The following is a 15,766-nucleotide window of genomic DNA, read 5'->3' on the forward strand; positions in this document are numbered from 1 at the left end:
ATGGGGTGACAATGAATGAATATTGTACAGACTTCAAATGCGCCTGCCGCAATTGGTCCATATTCGCAAGGTGTGGTTGTGAACAATCTCTTCTACAGCTCAGGCCAAATTCCCTTGACTCCTGAGGGTGTAATGGTTGAAGGAGACATCCAGGCCCAGACGCATCAGGTATTCAGTAACCTGAAAGCAGTTCTTGAGGCTGCAGGTGCTTCACTTGAAACAGTCGTAAAAGCAACTGTCTTCATCAAAAATATGGATGAATTCGCTCAATTGAATGAAGTATATGCAGAGTATTTCAATGTGCATAAGCCAGCACGCTCAACAGTAGAAGTGGCAAGACTTCCCAAGGATGCACTGGTGGAAATCGAAGTAGTAGCGCTCGTTAAATAACGGGCGTTTTTTTATTATTGAAAGAGTGAAGCGTGGAATGGGAGCTGAATACATCACAAGAGGAATTAACATGTGCCCGTGAAAAGAGAAAAAACAATTTGACGGTCACAAAAAGGGCAAACATGTGCCTGGGAAAGGAAAAACCAATTTGACGGTCACAAGAAAGGCACAGCTCCCGTTATAGGTACCCTTATATTTAGAAACCACACATATGGCTTATATACAAAACCGGATACCTGATAGCAGCTTTCAACTTTTGCTTGAATGAATATTTTTAATCCAAAAATTTTTTGGGATAAATGAATAATAAAGGAGTCAATTCAGAAGGTTTATTAGAATTTTTCCGCATCGTCAATAGCTCCAAAAGCCTATTTTTAAAAGATAAATCAGCATGCAAAGGCTTTCTCCATGAAAAAGTTCACAAATTCGCCCTATTTTTTCAAAAAAATTTTCTTGTAAAAGAAGGAGATTTGATTTCAATGTGGAATTATTTAACTAGAATTTTATCTATTTGTAAAGGTGGTGAACAGAATGGAAGTAACTGACGTAAGATTACGCCGCGTTAATACAGATGGACGGATGAGAGCGATCGCTTCCATCACGCTTGACAACGAGTTTGTTGTCCATGATATCAGGGTGATTGATGGAAACAACGGCCTATTTGTTGCAATGCCTAGTAAGCGCACTCCTGATGGCGAGTTCCGTGATATCGCGCATCCGATCAATTCGGGTACACGCGGAAAAATCCAGGATGCTGTACTGGCAGAGTACCACCGCTTAGGTGAATTGGAAGTTGAATTCGAAGAAGCTGGAGCTTCCTAGAATATATAATTGCATAACATCAAGAGCCTGCTTCATAAGTTAGGCTCTTTTTTATTTCCCCAGTTTGTCCGCTGGCTAAACCTATTCTTATAAAAATCACTTCGGAACTTGTTCAGCTCTGCTCCTAACTCCTCGAGATGTTTGTCTAGTGTCGCCTCCGCTTTTCGGTTAATACCTTCCCCCCTAAACTGACAAATAATTGTACTTATTCTTCTATTCTTGAAATGGCTGGCTATTTAAGATATATTCGTAATGGATAAAAAGGTAAATTGGAGGCCTGCTAATGTCTAATCGTAATGCAATCATTTTAGCTGCCGGTCAGGGAACAAGAATGAAGTCTAAATTGTATAAAGTTCTTCACCCTGTATGCGGCAAGCCAATGGTACAGCATGTAATTGACCAGGTGAAAAGTCTTGATATAAACGAAATCGTGACCATTGTCGGTCATGGAGCAGAAAAAGTGAAAGATCAGCTAGGTGAGGACAGCCAGTATGCCCTTCAGGCTGAACAGCTGGGGACAGCCCATGCTGTGCAGCAGGCAGGGGATATGCTAGCAGACAAAGAGGGAGTCACAATCGTCGTTTGCGGTGATACTCCGCTGATCAAGGCTGAAACGATGGAAGCTCTTTTCAAGCATCATGAAGAGACAAATGCTAAAGCAACCATCTTGACGGCGAGGGCGGAAGATCCGACTGGCTACGGCCGTATCGTTCGAAATGCAGAGGGCTTTGTCGAGAAAATCGTTGAGCATAAGGATGCAAATGAGCAGGAAAGAAGCATCAATGAAATCAATACGGGTACATATTGCTTCGACAATAAAATGCTATTCGAGGCGATCCAGAATGTATCAAACGATAATGTCCAGGGAGAATATTATCTTCCGGATGTCATCGAAATCCTGAAAAACGACGGCGAAATCGTATCTGCCTATGTGACGGATAACTTCGCGGAGACGCTCGGTGTCAATGACCGCGTCGCTCTAGCTGAAGCCGAACGCACGATGAAAAAGCGGATCAATGAGTATCATATGCGCAATGGCGTATCGATTATTGATCCGAATAACACATATATTGGACCAGATGTGAAAATTGGACAGGATACGGTTATTTTCCCGGGAACCATGCTTTCTGGAGGAACAGTCATCGGTTCAGAGTGCCAGATAGGACCTAATACTGAAATCAACTGCTGCGAAATTGGAAATAATACAGTTATCCGCCAATCAGCCGCCTTTGACAGCAGGATTGGCTCCGAAGTCAATATTGGGCCTTTCGCGCATATCAGGCCTGAATCTGATATCCATGATGAAGTCAAGATCGGCAATTTTGTCGAAATTAAAAAAGCGGTATTTGGCAAAGGAAGTAAAGCTTCCCACCTTAGCTATATCGGTGATGCAGAAGTCGGTGCTGATGTGAATATCGGCTGCGGCTCGATCACAGTGAATTATGATGGCAAAAACAAGTTCCTGACCAAGATTGAAGACGGCGTATTCATCGGCTGTAACTCCAATCTTGTTGCACCAGTGACGATTGGAAAAGGCGCATATGTAGCAGCCGGTTCCACGATCACTCAAGATGTTCCAGGTGAAGCACTGGCGCTTGCACGTGCTCGTCAAGTCAACAAAGAAGATTATGTAGGGAAAATGAACGTAAAGAAATAAGAGTCTTGGAGGTCCATAATGTCAAACCAGTATCTTGACCCAAATTTGAAGGTTTTTTCACTGAACTCAAATGTTGAACTTGCCCAGGAAATCGCGAAGGTAATCGGGGTAGAGCTAGGGAAATGCTCTGTATCCCAATTCAGCGATGGAGAAATCCAGATCAACATTGAAGAAAGCATCCGTGGCTGCGATGTTTATGTCATCCAGTCAACAAGCTCTCCAGTAAATGAGAACATCATGGAATTGCTGATCATGATTGATGCATTGAAGCGTGCATCAGCAAAAACAATCAATATTGTTATGCCTTATTACGGCTATGCAAGACAGGACCGTAAAGCGCGCGCACGTGAACCAATCACTGCTAAGCTTGTGGCAAACCTGCTTGAGACTGCTGGCGCTACACGTGTGATCACGCTTGACCTTCACGCTCCGCAAATTCAAGGCTTCTTTGATATTCCAATCGATCACTTGATGGGTGTGCCGATTCTTGCGGATCACTTCAACAGCAAGGAATTGAACGGTGACGTTGTCATTGTATCTCCTGACCATGGCGGTGTTACTCGTGCAAGGAAGATGGCTGAAAGACTGAAAGCGCCGATTGCGATCATTGATAAGCGCCGTCCAAAGCCAAATGTTGCTGAAGTCATGAATATTGTTGGTAATATCGAAGGCAAGATTGCGATCTTGATTGATGATATCATCGATACAGCTGGGACGATTACATTAGCTGCAAATGCCCTGGTTGAAAATGGGGCACTTGAAGTTTACGCGTGCTGTACGCACCCTGTATTATCAGGTCCTGCGATTGAGCGTATCGAAAACTCCAAGATCAAAGAACTGGTTGTGACAAATACAATCGCGCTTCCAGAAGAAAAGCGCATTGAAAAAATCGATCAGCTGTCTGTTGCTCCATTGATCGGGGAAGCGATTATCCGCGTCCACGAAGAGCAATCTGTCAGCACGCTTTTTGATTGATTTTATAAGGGACTACAGGCTTGCCAAGCGGCAAGCCTACTCTTGTTTATGAGTGCTTTAAAATACGGCTTGGTCTGACCAAGGCGGCTTGCGTTTTTCATGTTTTTCAGGTAAAGAGGAGTCAAGCTGTCAAGAAAAGCTTGTAATTATGACAGCTTCAGGAGAAGAGGTCAAAGCTGTCAAGAAAAGCTCGTAATTATGACAGCTTTTGTGGAGAAGAGCTCAAAGCTGTCAATAACCCTAGCAATTCAGACACTTGTGTAATCAGAAAGAAATGGATGATTACGTGACATGGAGCGTGGCAAACTCATGGGAGACCCGGCAGGCAATGAAGCGCCTGGAACGAAAATCAACAGCCTTGTTGAAAGGGCTCAAAAAGTATAACGTTTAGACCTTCCTGTTTTGGGGCATTTTTTATATAGACAAGAACTTACGAAATAGGAAGGGGACAAAACCATGAGTGCAGTATTGAAAGCAAATGAGCGCACAAGTACTCAACGTTCTAGCCTGAGGAAGTTACGCCAGGAGGGCAATATTCCGGCAGTGGTCTATGGAAGGACTACAGATAGCAAGTCCATTTATGTGGACAGCATCGAGTTTGTGAAGACCATCCGTGAAAATGGCCGAAATGGTGTCATTTCGCTTGATGTAGGCGGCAGCCAGCAAAGTGTCATGTTGACGGATTATCAAGAAGATCATATCAAGAATGAAATTCTTCATGCTGATTTCCTTGTGGTCGATAAAAGCTCCAAGGTACATGCAAGCGTCAGGGTGAATCTCATTGGCCAAGCTGCAGGTGTCAAGGATGGCGGCGTCATTCAGCAGCCGATCCACGAAGTGAACATCACAGCGACTCCAGGCAATATCCCTGAGACTATTGATGTGGATGTCACAAACCTGCAGGTTAATGAAAACTTGACACTTGCTGATATCAAAACTGGAAATTATGAAATTAATGATGATGAAAATACGGTAGTCGTTTCAATCCTTCCTCCTAAAGTGGAAGAAGAAATCAACTCCGGCGAAGAACAAGAACCGGGAGAGCCTGAAAATGAAGAAGGAAGAGAAACAGAAGCGAGCGAAGAATAAAGCAGTAATAGACGTAGCCTGAAAAGGGTTACGTCTTTTGCGGTTTTCATGTACATTAGAAACAGAGGTTCTTTCTGGTTTCCCTGAAAGAATAAGATAAGCGTTTGGTTAGGGGTGTGGAAAGTGAAGTTGTTTGTTGGACTTGGGAATCCGGGGAGGCAATATGACAAAACAAGGCACAATATTGGCTTTGAGGTCATAGATGAATTATCAAAACGGTGGAATATCCCATTGGATCAGGCAAAGCATAAAGGCTTATATGGAAAGGGATTCGTTGGCGGTGAAAAGGTCATCTTGCTTAAGCCTTTAACTTATATGAACCTTTCTGGTGAATCGATCAGGGCCGTTATGGATTTTTACGATATCGACTTGGAAGATCTGGTCGTAATTTATGACGATCTCGATATGCCAACAGGCAGGATCAGATTGCGCCAAAAAGGCAGCGCAGGCGGCCATAATGGAATCAAGTCGACGATTGCCCATACAGGGACACAGGAGTTCAAGCGAATCAGGGTAGGCATCAGCCGCCCGACAAATGGAATGGCGATCACCGATTGGGTGCTTGGCCGTTTTACAGCCGAAGAAAATGAACAAATGGCAGAGGCTGTCTTGAAATCTGCCGATGCTTGTGAGGAATGGATGAAAAAGCCATTCTTAGAAGTTATGAATACATTTAATCAATAGTGGGAGTCTGAAAAGATGGCAATCCAAACGTGCCAATCTTTTGATCAAGTAATATAATGTAAAAAAAGCATCATACAATAGGCTAAGTGCATAAGTTCCTGCCAAAGGGTCAATAATGAGTAATGACTTAAATTGGGAGGGACGGGCATGGCTATACATTATCAATGCCGTCATTGCGGCACGAATATCGGCTCATTGGACAGATTGTCTGTCCACAGTGAAAGTTTAGGGCTGCATAAGCTGACCGAGGAAGAGCGCCAGGAGATGGTATCTTACGCAGGGAACGGTGACATCCATATAAAATCGATCTGTGAAGACTGTCAGGAAGCCCTGGAGCGCAACCCAGACTTCCACCAGCATGACTACCTGATTCACTGAAAAGCTTTGGATTCTACATCCAAAGCATTTTTCTGTTTGTATATTGGTCGTATATTTAAAAAGGAAAGATTAGCATTTTTTATAGAGAGGGAGAGGTTTGGATGCAGGGGCTGAAAGCTCTATTTAGTCATCAGGATGATGTCCAATCTGTTATTTCCGGAATGGATGAAGGACTCAGGGAACAGCTCGTCGCAGGCCTGTCCGGTTCGGCAAGGACGGTCTTTTTAGCCGCCATCTACGAACAGACGAAGCGCCCCGTCCTGATCGTGACACATAATTTATTGCAAGCGCAAAAACTATATGATGATCTTGCGAATTTAATAGGGGAAAATGATGTCTATCTTTACCCGGCAAATGAATTGATTGCCGCAGAAATAAGTATTTCAAGTCCAGAGCTGAAGGCACAGAGAATAGAAGCTCTGAACCATTGGAGCAAAAAGAATACGGGTATTGTGATTGTCCCGATGGCTGGCTTGAGGAAGCTGCTTCCACCAAAGGATCTGTGGGCAAAATTCCAGCTGACATTCAAGCTAGGCGAAGAAATCGATCTCGAATCGGTCCTTAACCGGTTTGTCAGCATGGGATATGTCAGGGCGGGAATGGTTGCGGCTCCCGGAGAATTCAGCGTCCGCGGCGGAATTATTGATATTTACCCGCTGACATCCGCAGATCCGATCAGGATTGAGCTGTTTGATGCAGAGGTTGATTCAATCAGGACATTCTCGCTTGAGGACCAGCGTTCGAAGGAAAAAATGAAAACAGTAGCAATCGGGCCGGCGACAGAAAATCCGATTGAGAGTGAACAGCTGGACCGTCTGATCACAGGATTGGAAGACGGGCTCTCAAGCAGTTTAAAGAAGCTTAAGGATGATAAGGCAAAGACTTTGATGGCGCAAAATATTGGCTATGAATTGGAACAGCTCCGCAATGGGCAAATACCTGATCAACTATTCAAGTACTTGTCCATAGCTTATGAAAGGCCTCAAAGTTTAATAGATTACTTGCCGTCAAAGGGTTTCCTGTTCATTGATGAAATAAGCAGGGTTCAGGAAATGAATGAGTCCCTTGGCAAGGAAGAAGCGGAATGGTATACAAGTCTCCTGGGAGAAGGCCAGATCATCCATGACCTGAAAATTTCACACCAGCTTCCTGACTTGATGAGTAAAGCTGGAAAGCCGATTGTGTATTTATCATTATTTTTAAGGCATGTACCAAACACAAGTCCGCAGAACATCATTAATATATCCTGCAAGCAGATGCAGAATTTCCACGGACAGATGCATGTGCTGAAAGGTGAAGTGGATCGCTGGCGGAAAGGAAACTATGCAGTTATTTTCCTCGGGCCGGATGCCGAAAGAGTCAAAAAACTCGAACGGGTTCTGGAAGACTATGAAATCGATGCGGTAAAAATGGGCAGCAAGCAGGAGCTGCTTCCAGGAAAAGTCCAGATTATCCAGGGCAGCCTGAATACGGGCTTTGAATTCCCAATCCAAAAGATTGCCGTAATTACAGAAGAGGAACTTTTCAATAAAAAAACAAAGAAACCTGCCAGAAGACAAAAGTTGTCTAATGCAGAGCGAATTAAGAGCTATTCGGAACTTAAGATCGGCGATTATGTCGTTCACGTAAACCATGGAATCGGTAAATACCTGGGCATTGAAACGCTCGTAATCAATGGTATCCATAAAGATTATCTCCATATCCGCTACCAGGGAACAGATAAGCTTTATGTCCCAGTCGAGCAGATTGACCTTGTCCAAAAGTACGTTGGCTCAGAAGGAAAAGAACCTAAGGTCTATAAGCTCGGCGGAAGCGACTGGAAACGTGTCAAGAGCAAGGTTCAGTCCTCTGTCCAGGATATTGCGGATGATTTGATCAAGCTTTACGCAGAGCGTGAGGCTAGCGTCGGGCATGCGTTCTCTCCTGATGGCGAGATGCAGCGCGATTTTGAATCTTCATTTCCTTATCAGGAAACGGAAGACCAGGTACGTTCCATCCATGAAATCAAGCTTGATATGGAACGTGAACGCCCAATGGACCGTCTGCTGTGCGGAGATGTCGGCTATGGTAAAACCGAGGTGGCAATCAGGGCGGCCTTCAAGGCGATAGCCGATGGTAAACAGGTTGCTTTCCTTGTGCCAACAACCATCCTTGCCCAGCAGCATTATGAGACACTCAGGGAAAGGTTTCAGGATTTCCCAATCAATATCGGATTGTTGAGCAGATTCCGTACCCGCAAGCAGCAAACCGAGACGATCAAAGGTCTTAAAGCAGGAAGTGTGGATATTGTCGTTGGAACCCACAGGCTTTTATCCAAAGAAATCGTCTACAGGGACCTAGGCCTTCTGATCATAGATGAAGAGCAGCGTTTTGGGGTTACGCATAAGGAGAAGATCAAGAAACTAAAAACAAATGTGGATGTCCTGACTTTGACAGCGACACCGATTCCAAGGACGCTGCATATGTCAATGCTAGGCGTCAGAGATTTATCAGTCATCGAGACACCGCCCGAGAACCGCTTCCCTGTCCAGACATATGTCATGGAATACAATGGGGGGCTTGTCCGCGAGGCGATTGAACGCGAGCTAGCAAGGGACGGACAAGTGTATTTTCTTTATAACCGTGTTGAGGACATCGAGCGGAAGGCTGAAGAAATATCCATGCTTGTGCCTGATGCGCGTGTCACCTTTGCCCATGGCCGCATGACCGAAAATGAACTGGAGTCCGTCATGCTTGGCTTCCTTGAAGGTGAATATGATGTGCTTGTAAGTACAACAATCATCGAGACAGGTGTGGACATTCCAAACGTCAATACACTGATTGTTTATGATGCAGATAAAATGGGCCTTTCTCAGCTGTACCAGCTTAGAGGAAGGGTAGGCCGCTCCAACAGGGTTGCCTATGCTTATTTTACTTACCGAAAAGACAAAGTCCTCACTGAAGTGGCTGAAAAGCGTCTCCAGGCAATCAAGGAATTCACGGAGCTTGGCTCTGGTTTCAAAATTGCAATGCGCGACTTATCAATCCGTGGTGCCGGCAACCTGCTAGGCGCCCAGCAGCATGGGTTTATCGATTCGGTCGGTTTCGATCTGTATTCCCAGATGCTGAAGGAAGCGATTGAAGAACGAAAGCCGGAAAAAGACCAAATCCGCAAGCCTTCGATTGAAATTGATCTTGAGCTCGATGCCTATATACCTGATGGCTATATTTCTGATGGACACCAGAAAATCGAGATGTATAAGCGGTTCCGCGGTATCGAGTCATTGAAGGATATTGATGAATTAAAAGAAGAGATCATTGATCGATTTGGGGATTATCCAGAAGAAGTGGAAACGTTATTTAAAGTTGCAGAATTAAAGGTATATGCCATTACCGCTGGAGTGGAATCCATTAAAATGGCTAAGCAGGATGTGACGATCCTTTTAACAGAGGATGGAAGCAGCCGGATTGACGGACAAAAGGTGTTCAAGCTAAGCAGCCAGTACAGGAATGCGGTGGGTCTCGGTATGGAAGGCAATAAGCTCAAGATGGTTGTCCATACTAAAGGAATTAAAAATGACCGCTGGTTCGAAATTACTTTCGAGATGATTAAGGGACTTCATGACTCCCAAAAAGAGCAGGAAAATACAGTATCGTAACCATATGGAAATATTTTGTAATCTAAATGTAAAATGATAAGGTGTTTCAAAAAAGATAGACAAGGGTAATTTCTGTGTGTACGCAAATATTAGCTGGAAGGTTTATCCGTTTTTGGCACCTTTATCACTTCAAAGAAAATAATAATGAGAAGTGTATAGAACTTTCCATATGAAAGATACTAAGTTCAAATCTTGGTAAGGTTGATTAATAAAGGCATTATTATTTCCAATGCTGTTTTCGTAAATTGGATTGATTTTAAACGAAAGCAGTAATTATAGCAAAACAACCTTATCTAAAAAATAATCATCAGATGAAAGTGAGGCAACGTTGGATGAAAGCAACTGGTATTGTTCGTCGAATCGATGATTTAGGTCGTGTCGTAATTCCAAAAGAAATCAGAAGAACACTTCGTATTCGTGAAGGGGATCCACTTGAAATCTTTGTGGACCGTGATGGTGAAGTCATTTTAAAAAAGTATTCACCAATCAGTGAGCTGAGTGATTTTGCGAAGGAATATGCAGAAGCTCTGTACGACAGCTTAGGAAACCCGGTATTGATCTGCGATAGAGATACTTATATCGCATTGGCAGGAGGTTCCAAGAAGGACTACTTGAATAAAAACATCAGTGAACTTGTTGAAAAGACGATGGAAGACCGTACTTCGTCCCTAGTGAACCAGCAGACAAGCATTTCGCTTGTAGAGGGGAATGAAGAGCCTGTTTCTGCTTATACAATTGGACCAATCATTGCAAACGGGGATCCAATCGGGGCAGTAATTATCTTCTCTAAAGAAGGATCATTGGGTGACGTGGAACAAAAAGCTGTTGAAACAGCTGCAGGCTTCCTGGCAAGACAGATGGAGCAATAATCATCACCGATTTATAATCTTACCTGAAAGGGCAGCTGACGAGGCTGCCTCTTTTCGTGCTTGGAAGTATAAACTTGTTGCACAATTAGGGTGTCCAACTCCGCGCTTGTCGGGGCTGACCAAGGCGCTAGCGCTTTTCTATTTGTCTAGCTTCAGCGCCTAGCCAGTTTCATCCCGGAGATGTCTTCCCTGAGTATCTTGCGATAAGCGTTAGCTTTGAGCAGCTCGAGTCGCTTGTCTAGTGTCGCCTCCTAGAAACTCCGAAACTTCAACTCCGCCGGCAGAAGCAAAAAGCGCTTCTTTGTCGGAGTCTCCAGTTTCTGTGTTTCTGGACAGTCGGTTATACTTTTCGATTTCGGTCCTGCCAATGAAGTCAAAGAACGACTTCACTGTCAAGCCCTCCGAGGAACAGGATGTGCTAGACCCGCCAGCCACAGGACGTGGCGCTTTAAGGCGCTTGCGCTTGTCGGGCTGACCAAGGCGCTTGCGCTTTTCTATGTTACAGCTGTCTAACAAATTAATGTTGTCTGTTTCGCTTGCGGCCGCCGCTTTTTCCCTTGTGATATAATACGTTTGAAACTGAAATTGGAAGGAGATGGGCGATGAAGCCCGTTGCAGATTCAAAGGAATTGATGAAGGGAGCTATGATCCTTACTCTGGCTGCCCTGGTTACGAAAATTTTAAGCGCCCTATACCGTGTCCCTTTTCAAAATATCGTCGGGGACATTGGTTTTTATATTTATCAGCAGGTGTATCCCTTTTTTGGCATTGTCATGGTTTTATCTACATATGGATTTCCGGTTGTCATTTCAAAGCTTTATACGGAGCAGCAGGCGACCGGTAATAGTGGCAGGGCTGATCGCCTATTGGCCATTTCGCTCGTATTTCTCGGTATCATTGGGTTGTTCCTTTTTTCCTTTTTCTATATTGGTGCTGGATGGATTGCCAATAAAATCGGTGATCCTGAACTGAAGCCCTTATTTAAGGTTGTATCTGTGCCATTTCTGATCTTCCCCTTCACCGCAGTGTTCAGGGGATATTTCCAGGGGAAGGGTAACATGGTGCCGACAGCGATTTCTCAGGTTTCAGAACAGTTTATCCGGGTCGCGACCATTCTTACCTTGTCAGCGGTGCTTGTACAGCAGGGTTTCTCTCTATATGTCACTGGGGCCGGAGCTGTATTCGGATCGATAACAGGCGGGGTTATCTCCGTTTTGATACTCGGATTTTTTTATCTGAAAAATGGAGGAGCCAATCCCTTCACCTATTTTCACTTCAAGGATTTATTTAAGGACGCAGCCTGGGTCGTAAAAGCATTGATCATTCAGGGATTTGCGATCAGCATCAGTGGCATGCTGTTAATATTGCTGCAGCTTGCGGATTCCTTGAATATGTATTCTTCATTGCTGGCAAGGGGGCTGACAGCCGAGGAAGCAAAGTCGGCAAAAGGCATTTTTGACAGAGGGCAGCCGCTGATCCAGCTTGGGACAGTTGTCGCCACTTCGATGTCCTTAAGCCTTGTTCCGGCAATTTCAGGTGACAAATCAAGTAATCGCCGCGATAGAATCCTGCCCAAAGTGAGACTCGCCCTTCAGACAAGCTTGATTTTTGGAGCTGCCGCTGCGGTTGGGTTATATAGCATCATCGTTCCAGCTAATATCATGCTGTTTGAGAATGCTGATGGATCTAATGTGCTTGGAGTGCTCAGCTTGATGATTTTATTTGGATCTGTCATCCTGACGATAATGAGCATTTTGCAGGGTCTTGATAAGTCAATTTTTCCGGCTGCAGTCATACTTGCCGGATTTGGCTTGAAATACATATTGAACCTGATACTGATCCCGGATATTGGGACAATGGGGGCAGCTTATGCCACATTGGCGGCGATGCTGGCAGTCATGTTCATCCTCATTTTTAAGCTGAGACATGAACTCGGCCAACCAGTTCTATCACTTGTTTTCATTGGAAAAATCCTGTTTTCCTCGGCAGTGATGGTTATAGTTTTACGTTTATTTCTATATATAACGGATTTCGGTTATGACTATATTGAACCCGACAGGCTCGGAGCTGTATTCCAAGCATTAAGCTCTATAGTTATCGGAGCACTTGTTTATTTTTTCATATTAATCAAAACGAAGGCTTTGACTGAAGATGAATTAGTGACTTTGCCATTCGGCAGCAGGATGGTCCAGTTATTCTTTAAATAGGGTTTTACACGAAGGAGGAAAAAAGGGAAATGACAAACAAGATTTTGATCATCGGACTGGGAGCGGGCGACCTCGACCAGCTTCCGCTTGGTGTATATAAAAAATTGAAGCAGGAGAAAAACCTGTTTTTGCGGACAAAAGAGCATCCGGTCGTTGCTGAGCTTGAGAAGGAAGGGCTGCAGTTTCAATCGTTCGATGGAATTTATGAGAAGCATGACCAGTTTGAGGATGTTTATGAGGAAATCACCGAGTTTTTGCTTGCTGAAAGTGCCGAGGCTCCTGTAATCTATGCCGTTCCAGGACATCCCTTGATTGCGGAGCGGACGGTGCAGCTCCTGCTCGAACGAGGACCAGGGCGGAATACGGAAATTGAGATCGGCGGCGGCCAGAGTTTCCTGGACGCCATGTTCCAGTCCCTGGCGATCGATCCGATCGAAGGTTTTCAGCTGCTAGATGGCACAGCATTGTCAAAGGAAGATTTGCTGCTGAAGAACCACACAATCATCGGACAGGTGTATGATGCGTTCGTAGCATCTGAGGTCAAGCTGACACTTATGGAAAGATTGCCCGATGATTATGAGGTATGGATCGTGACAGCGGCGGGAAGCAGTGATGAGGTCATCAAAAAGGTCCCATTATACGAATTGGACAGGGAGATGGAGCTAAGCAATCTGACATCGGTTTATGTTCCGCCGGTTGAAGATGAACAAATTTTATACAAGGATTTTCTGAAGCTGCGTGGAATTATATCAGAACTGCGCGGTCCGAATGGCTGTCCTTGGGATAAGAAGCAGACCCACCAGTCTCTCAAGAAATACTTGATTGAAGAATCATATGAATTGCTGGAGGCAATCGATCATGATGATATCGATCATATGATTGAAGAGCTGGGCGATGTGCTGCTTCAAGTCATGCTTCATGCGCAGATAGGTGAGGACGACGGCTACTTTACCATCGATGATGTAATTGAAGGCATATCTGCAAAAATGGTCCGCAGGCACCCCCATGTTTTCGGGGACAAAACGGCGGAGAACGAAGAAGATGTCATGAAAAACTGGCAGGAAATCAAGGAGCAGGAAAAAGGCGGTGCGACAAAGTCTATGCTGGAGGGAGCCGGAAAAGGGCTTCCGAATCTGCTAAAGGCATATGAGCTGCAGAAGGAAGCGGCTAAAGTTGGATTTGACTGGAAGACGGCGGCACCCATCCTTGATAAGGTAAAGGAAGAAATTGAAGAGCTATCCGAGGAAATCACCGAAAAAGGCATTCAGGAAGATATCGAGCTGGAATACGGAGATCTTTTGTTTGCGCTTGTCAATTTCGCAAGGCATTACGATATCAATCCGGAAATGGCACTGAACAAGACCAACAGGAAGTTCATGCGCCGCTTTGCCTATATCGAACAAAAAGCAGCAGACAGTGGGCGAAGTGTCGAGGACTACACGCTGGATGAATTGGATGCTTTTTGGGAGGAAGCTAAGACACAAGGTTTATAGGTAAAGGGTATTTCGCATTGTTTGTTGCTTTTCGAACAACACTTACAGTTATGCGCATTTTAGAGTTTCGGGCTCTTTTCGAAGATGCTGCCGAAATGAATATGCGTGCATAATCGTAAAAATCCAGATGGGTGTGGAAGCAACAAAGCTTATGAAAAGAGCGCAGGTAAAACAAACCAATAATGAAAAAGGGGTTTAAATACGATGAGGCTGGATAAATTTTTAAAAGTATCAAGATTAATCAAAAGAAGGACATTGGCGAAAGAAGTATCCGATCAAGGGAGGATTTCCGTCAACGGTGTGCCGGCGAAAGCAAGTACGAATGTAAAAGTGGGCGATGAATTGGCGATCCGCTTTGGACAAAAAGTCGTCTCTGCAAAAATCGAGAGAATACAGGAAACATCCCGTAAAGATGAAGCTGCCGGAATGTATACCCTTCTCGGGGAAGAACGTATCCCAGGGGACGATGAAGAGTAAGCTGAGCTTCGTGTGAAGGCTTGTTCTATTCTCCCTTATTCAATCATAAACATGTACAAAAGTGCATTATGATTGTGAGGGATATTAATGAGCCAATATTATGAAACGAATCAGACAAAAAGCAATGTGCCAGACCACGATTTAGTGATGAGAGGCAGACGGACACTGGATATCACCGGAGTAAAGCAGGTTGAAAGCTTCGATAATGAAGAGTTTTTATTAGAGACAGTCATGGGATTCCTTGCGATCAAGGGACAGAATCTTCAAATGAAGAATCTGGACGTCGACAAAGGGATTGTGTCGATCAAAGGGAAAATCTTTGACCTGGTCTATCTTGATGACCAGCATGGGGAGAAGGCTAAAGGCTTCTTTAGCAAGTTATTCCGATGACGCTTTCGACCCAATTTTTGACCATGCTCGCCATGATTTGGATGGGCAGTCTATTCGGTGCTTCACTTGATACGCATAATCGGTTTCTGAAAAGATCTAAGCGAAAATCCTGGATCGTCTTCATCAATGACATCCTGTTCTGGGTATTCCAGGGCCTGTCGATTTTCTATGTATTATTTTCAGTGAATATGGGAGAATTGCGTTTTTATATCTTCCTTGCCTTATTATGCGGTTTTGCGGCCTATCAGAGCCTGTTCAAGAAACTTTATCTGAAGATGCTGGAACGGGCTATCACCTATACGATCAATGTATATGTATTCATGGTGAAGGCTGTCAGGATGCTTGTGGTCAGGCCTCTCCAGTTTTTGGCCGCCACCGCACTGTCACTATTGCTTTTGACGGGAAGAGGCCTTTATTCTCTTTTAAAATGGCTTCTTGCCGTTTTGCTATGGCTGCTCAATAACTTAATTTGGAAGCCAGTTAAGATGATTCTCCTGCTTTTTTGGAAACTTTTGCCGAAAACAGTTAAAAAAAGCGTCGAGAAATTATATAATAAATTGGCAGGATTTCTAATTATAGTAAAGAATTATTTTACTAAGCCGATAAAATGGATAAAGAAGTTAAAAAAATAGGCTGTATGAAAGCAATTGTTAGTCAATGTCTTGTTGAACGGAATCAACAGCAAAAAAATATATAA

General features: G+C 44.2%; 15 protein-coding genes. 14 read left to right on the forward strand and 1 reads right to left on the reverse strand.

All coding sequences use genetic code 11. The features are described 5' to 3' along the window. The first annotated feature begins 15 nt into the window (after window positions 1-15). The 9 genes from J7E37_RS05720 (at window position 16) to spoVT (ending at window position 10,502) form a co-directional block, all read left to right on the forward strand. The gene (locus J7E37_RS05720) at window positions 16-390 is read left to right on the forward strand and encodes a RidA family protein (RefSeq protein ID WP_214782125.1); all 375 of its coding nucleotides are present in this window, start codon (window positions 16-18) and stop codon (window positions 388-390) included. 531 nt (window positions 391-921) lie between these two features. Beyond that, a complete protein-coding gene (gene spoVG, locus J7E37_RS05725; RefSeq protein ID WP_023613316.1) occupies window positions 922-1,212 on the forward strand; it encodes a septation regulator SpoVG in 291 nt (96 codons plus the stop codon). A gap of 283 nt (window positions 1,213-1,495) precedes the next feature. Next, a complete protein-coding gene (glmU, locus tag J7E37_RS05730; protein WP_214782129.1) occupies window positions 1,496-2,869 on the forward strand; it encodes a bifunctional UDP-N-acetylglucosamine diphosphorylase/glucosamine-1-phosphate N-acetyltransferase GlmU in 1,374 nt (457 codons plus the stop codon). Between the two features lie 18 nt (window positions 2,870-2,887). Then, on the forward strand, window positions 2,888-3,844 hold the full coding sequence (locus J7E37_RS05735) for a ribose-phosphate diphosphokinase (RefSeq protein WP_214782131.1): 957 nt from the start codon (window positions 2,888-2,890) through the stop codon (window positions 3,842-3,844). Between the two features lie 456 nt (window positions 3,845-4,300). After that, window positions 4,301-4,933, forward strand: coding sequence for a 50S ribosomal protein L25/general stress protein Ctc (locus J7E37_RS05740; RefSeq protein ID WP_214782133.1), 633 nt, complete (start codon window positions 4,301-4,303; stop codon window positions 4,931-4,933). A 123-nt stretch (window positions 4,934-5,056) separates the two neighbouring features. After that, complete coding sequence (gene pth / locus J7E37_RS05745; RefSeq protein ID WP_215022934.1) at window positions 5,057-5,617, forward strand: aminoacyl-tRNA hydrolase; 561 nt, start codon at window positions 5,057-5,059, stop codon at window positions 5,615-5,617. A 147-nt stretch (window positions 5,618-5,764) separates the two neighbouring features. After that, window positions 5,765-5,995 carry an anti-sigma-F factor Fin gene (gene fin / locus J7E37_RS05750; RefSeq protein WP_167834220.1) on the forward strand — a complete coding sequence of 77 codons (231 nt, stop codon included), beginning with the start codon at window positions 5,765-5,767 and terminating at the stop codon, window positions 5,993-5,995. A 101-nt stretch (window positions 5,996-6,096) separates the two neighbouring features. Then, on the forward strand, window positions 6,097-9,633 hold the full coding sequence (gene mfd / locus J7E37_RS05755) for a transcription-repair coupling factor (RefSeq protein ID WP_214782137.1): 3,537 nt from the start codon (window positions 6,097-6,099) through the stop codon (window positions 9,631-9,633). 332 nt (window positions 9,634-9,965) lie between these two features. Then, on the forward strand, window positions 9,966-10,502 hold the full coding sequence (spoVT, locus tag J7E37_RS05760) for a stage V sporulation protein T (RefSeq protein ID WP_214782139.1): 537 nt from the start codon (window positions 9,966-9,968) through the stop codon (window positions 10,500-10,502). Between the two features lie 210 nt (window positions 10,503-10,712). On the opposite strand, the gene J7E37_RS05765 is transcribed toward spoVT, so the two are convergent. Then, on the reverse strand, window positions 10,713-10,892 hold the full coding sequence (locus tag J7E37_RS05765) for a hypothetical protein (RefSeq protein WP_215022936.1): 180 nt from the start codon (window positions 10,890-10,892) through the stop codon (window positions 10,713-10,715). Window positions 10,893-11,104: 212 nt separating this feature from the next. Between J7E37_RS05765 and J7E37_RS05770 the strand changes: the two genes are divergently transcribed. The 5 genes from J7E37_RS05770 (at window position 11,105) to yabQ (ending at window position 15,701) form a co-directional block, all read left to right on the forward strand. After that, window positions 11,105-12,709, forward strand: coding sequence for a putative polysaccharide biosynthesis protein (locus J7E37_RS05770; RefSeq protein ID WP_215022939.1), 1,605 nt, complete (start codon window positions 11,105-11,107; stop codon window positions 12,707-12,709). 29 nt (window positions 12,710-12,738) lie between these two features. Then, window positions 12,739-14,202, forward strand: coding sequence for a bifunctional methyltransferase/pyrophosphohydrolase YabN (gene yabN, locus J7E37_RS05775; RefSeq protein WP_214782146.1), 1,464 nt, complete (start codon window positions 12,739-12,741; stop codon window positions 14,200-14,202). A 204-nt stretch (window positions 14,203-14,406) separates the two neighbouring features. Then, a complete protein-coding gene (locus J7E37_RS05780) occupies window positions 14,407-14,679 on the forward strand; it encodes an RNA-binding S4 domain-containing protein (protein ID WP_214782149.1) in 273 nt (90 codons plus the stop codon). An 87-nt stretch (window positions 14,680-14,766) separates the two neighbouring features. Next, on the forward strand, window positions 14,767-15,069 hold the full coding sequence (gene yabP, locus J7E37_RS05785; RefSeq protein WP_192473397.1) for a sporulation protein YabP: 303 nt from the start codon (window positions 14,767-14,769) through the stop codon (window positions 15,067-15,069). Then, window positions 15,066-15,701, forward strand: a complete 636-nt coding sequence (gene yabQ, locus J7E37_RS05790) for a spore cortex biosynthesis protein YabQ (RefSeq protein WP_215022940.1) — start codon at window positions 15,066-15,068, stop codon at window positions 15,699-15,701. The genes yabP and yabQ overlap by 4 nt, the downstream gene beginning before the upstream one ends. Window positions 15,702-15,766: the final 65 nt, after the last annotated feature.

Source organism: Bacillus sp. ISL-39 (assembly GCF_018613295.1).
Lineage (GTDB): Bacteria > Bacillota > Bacilli > Bacillales > Cytobacillaceae > Mesobacillus.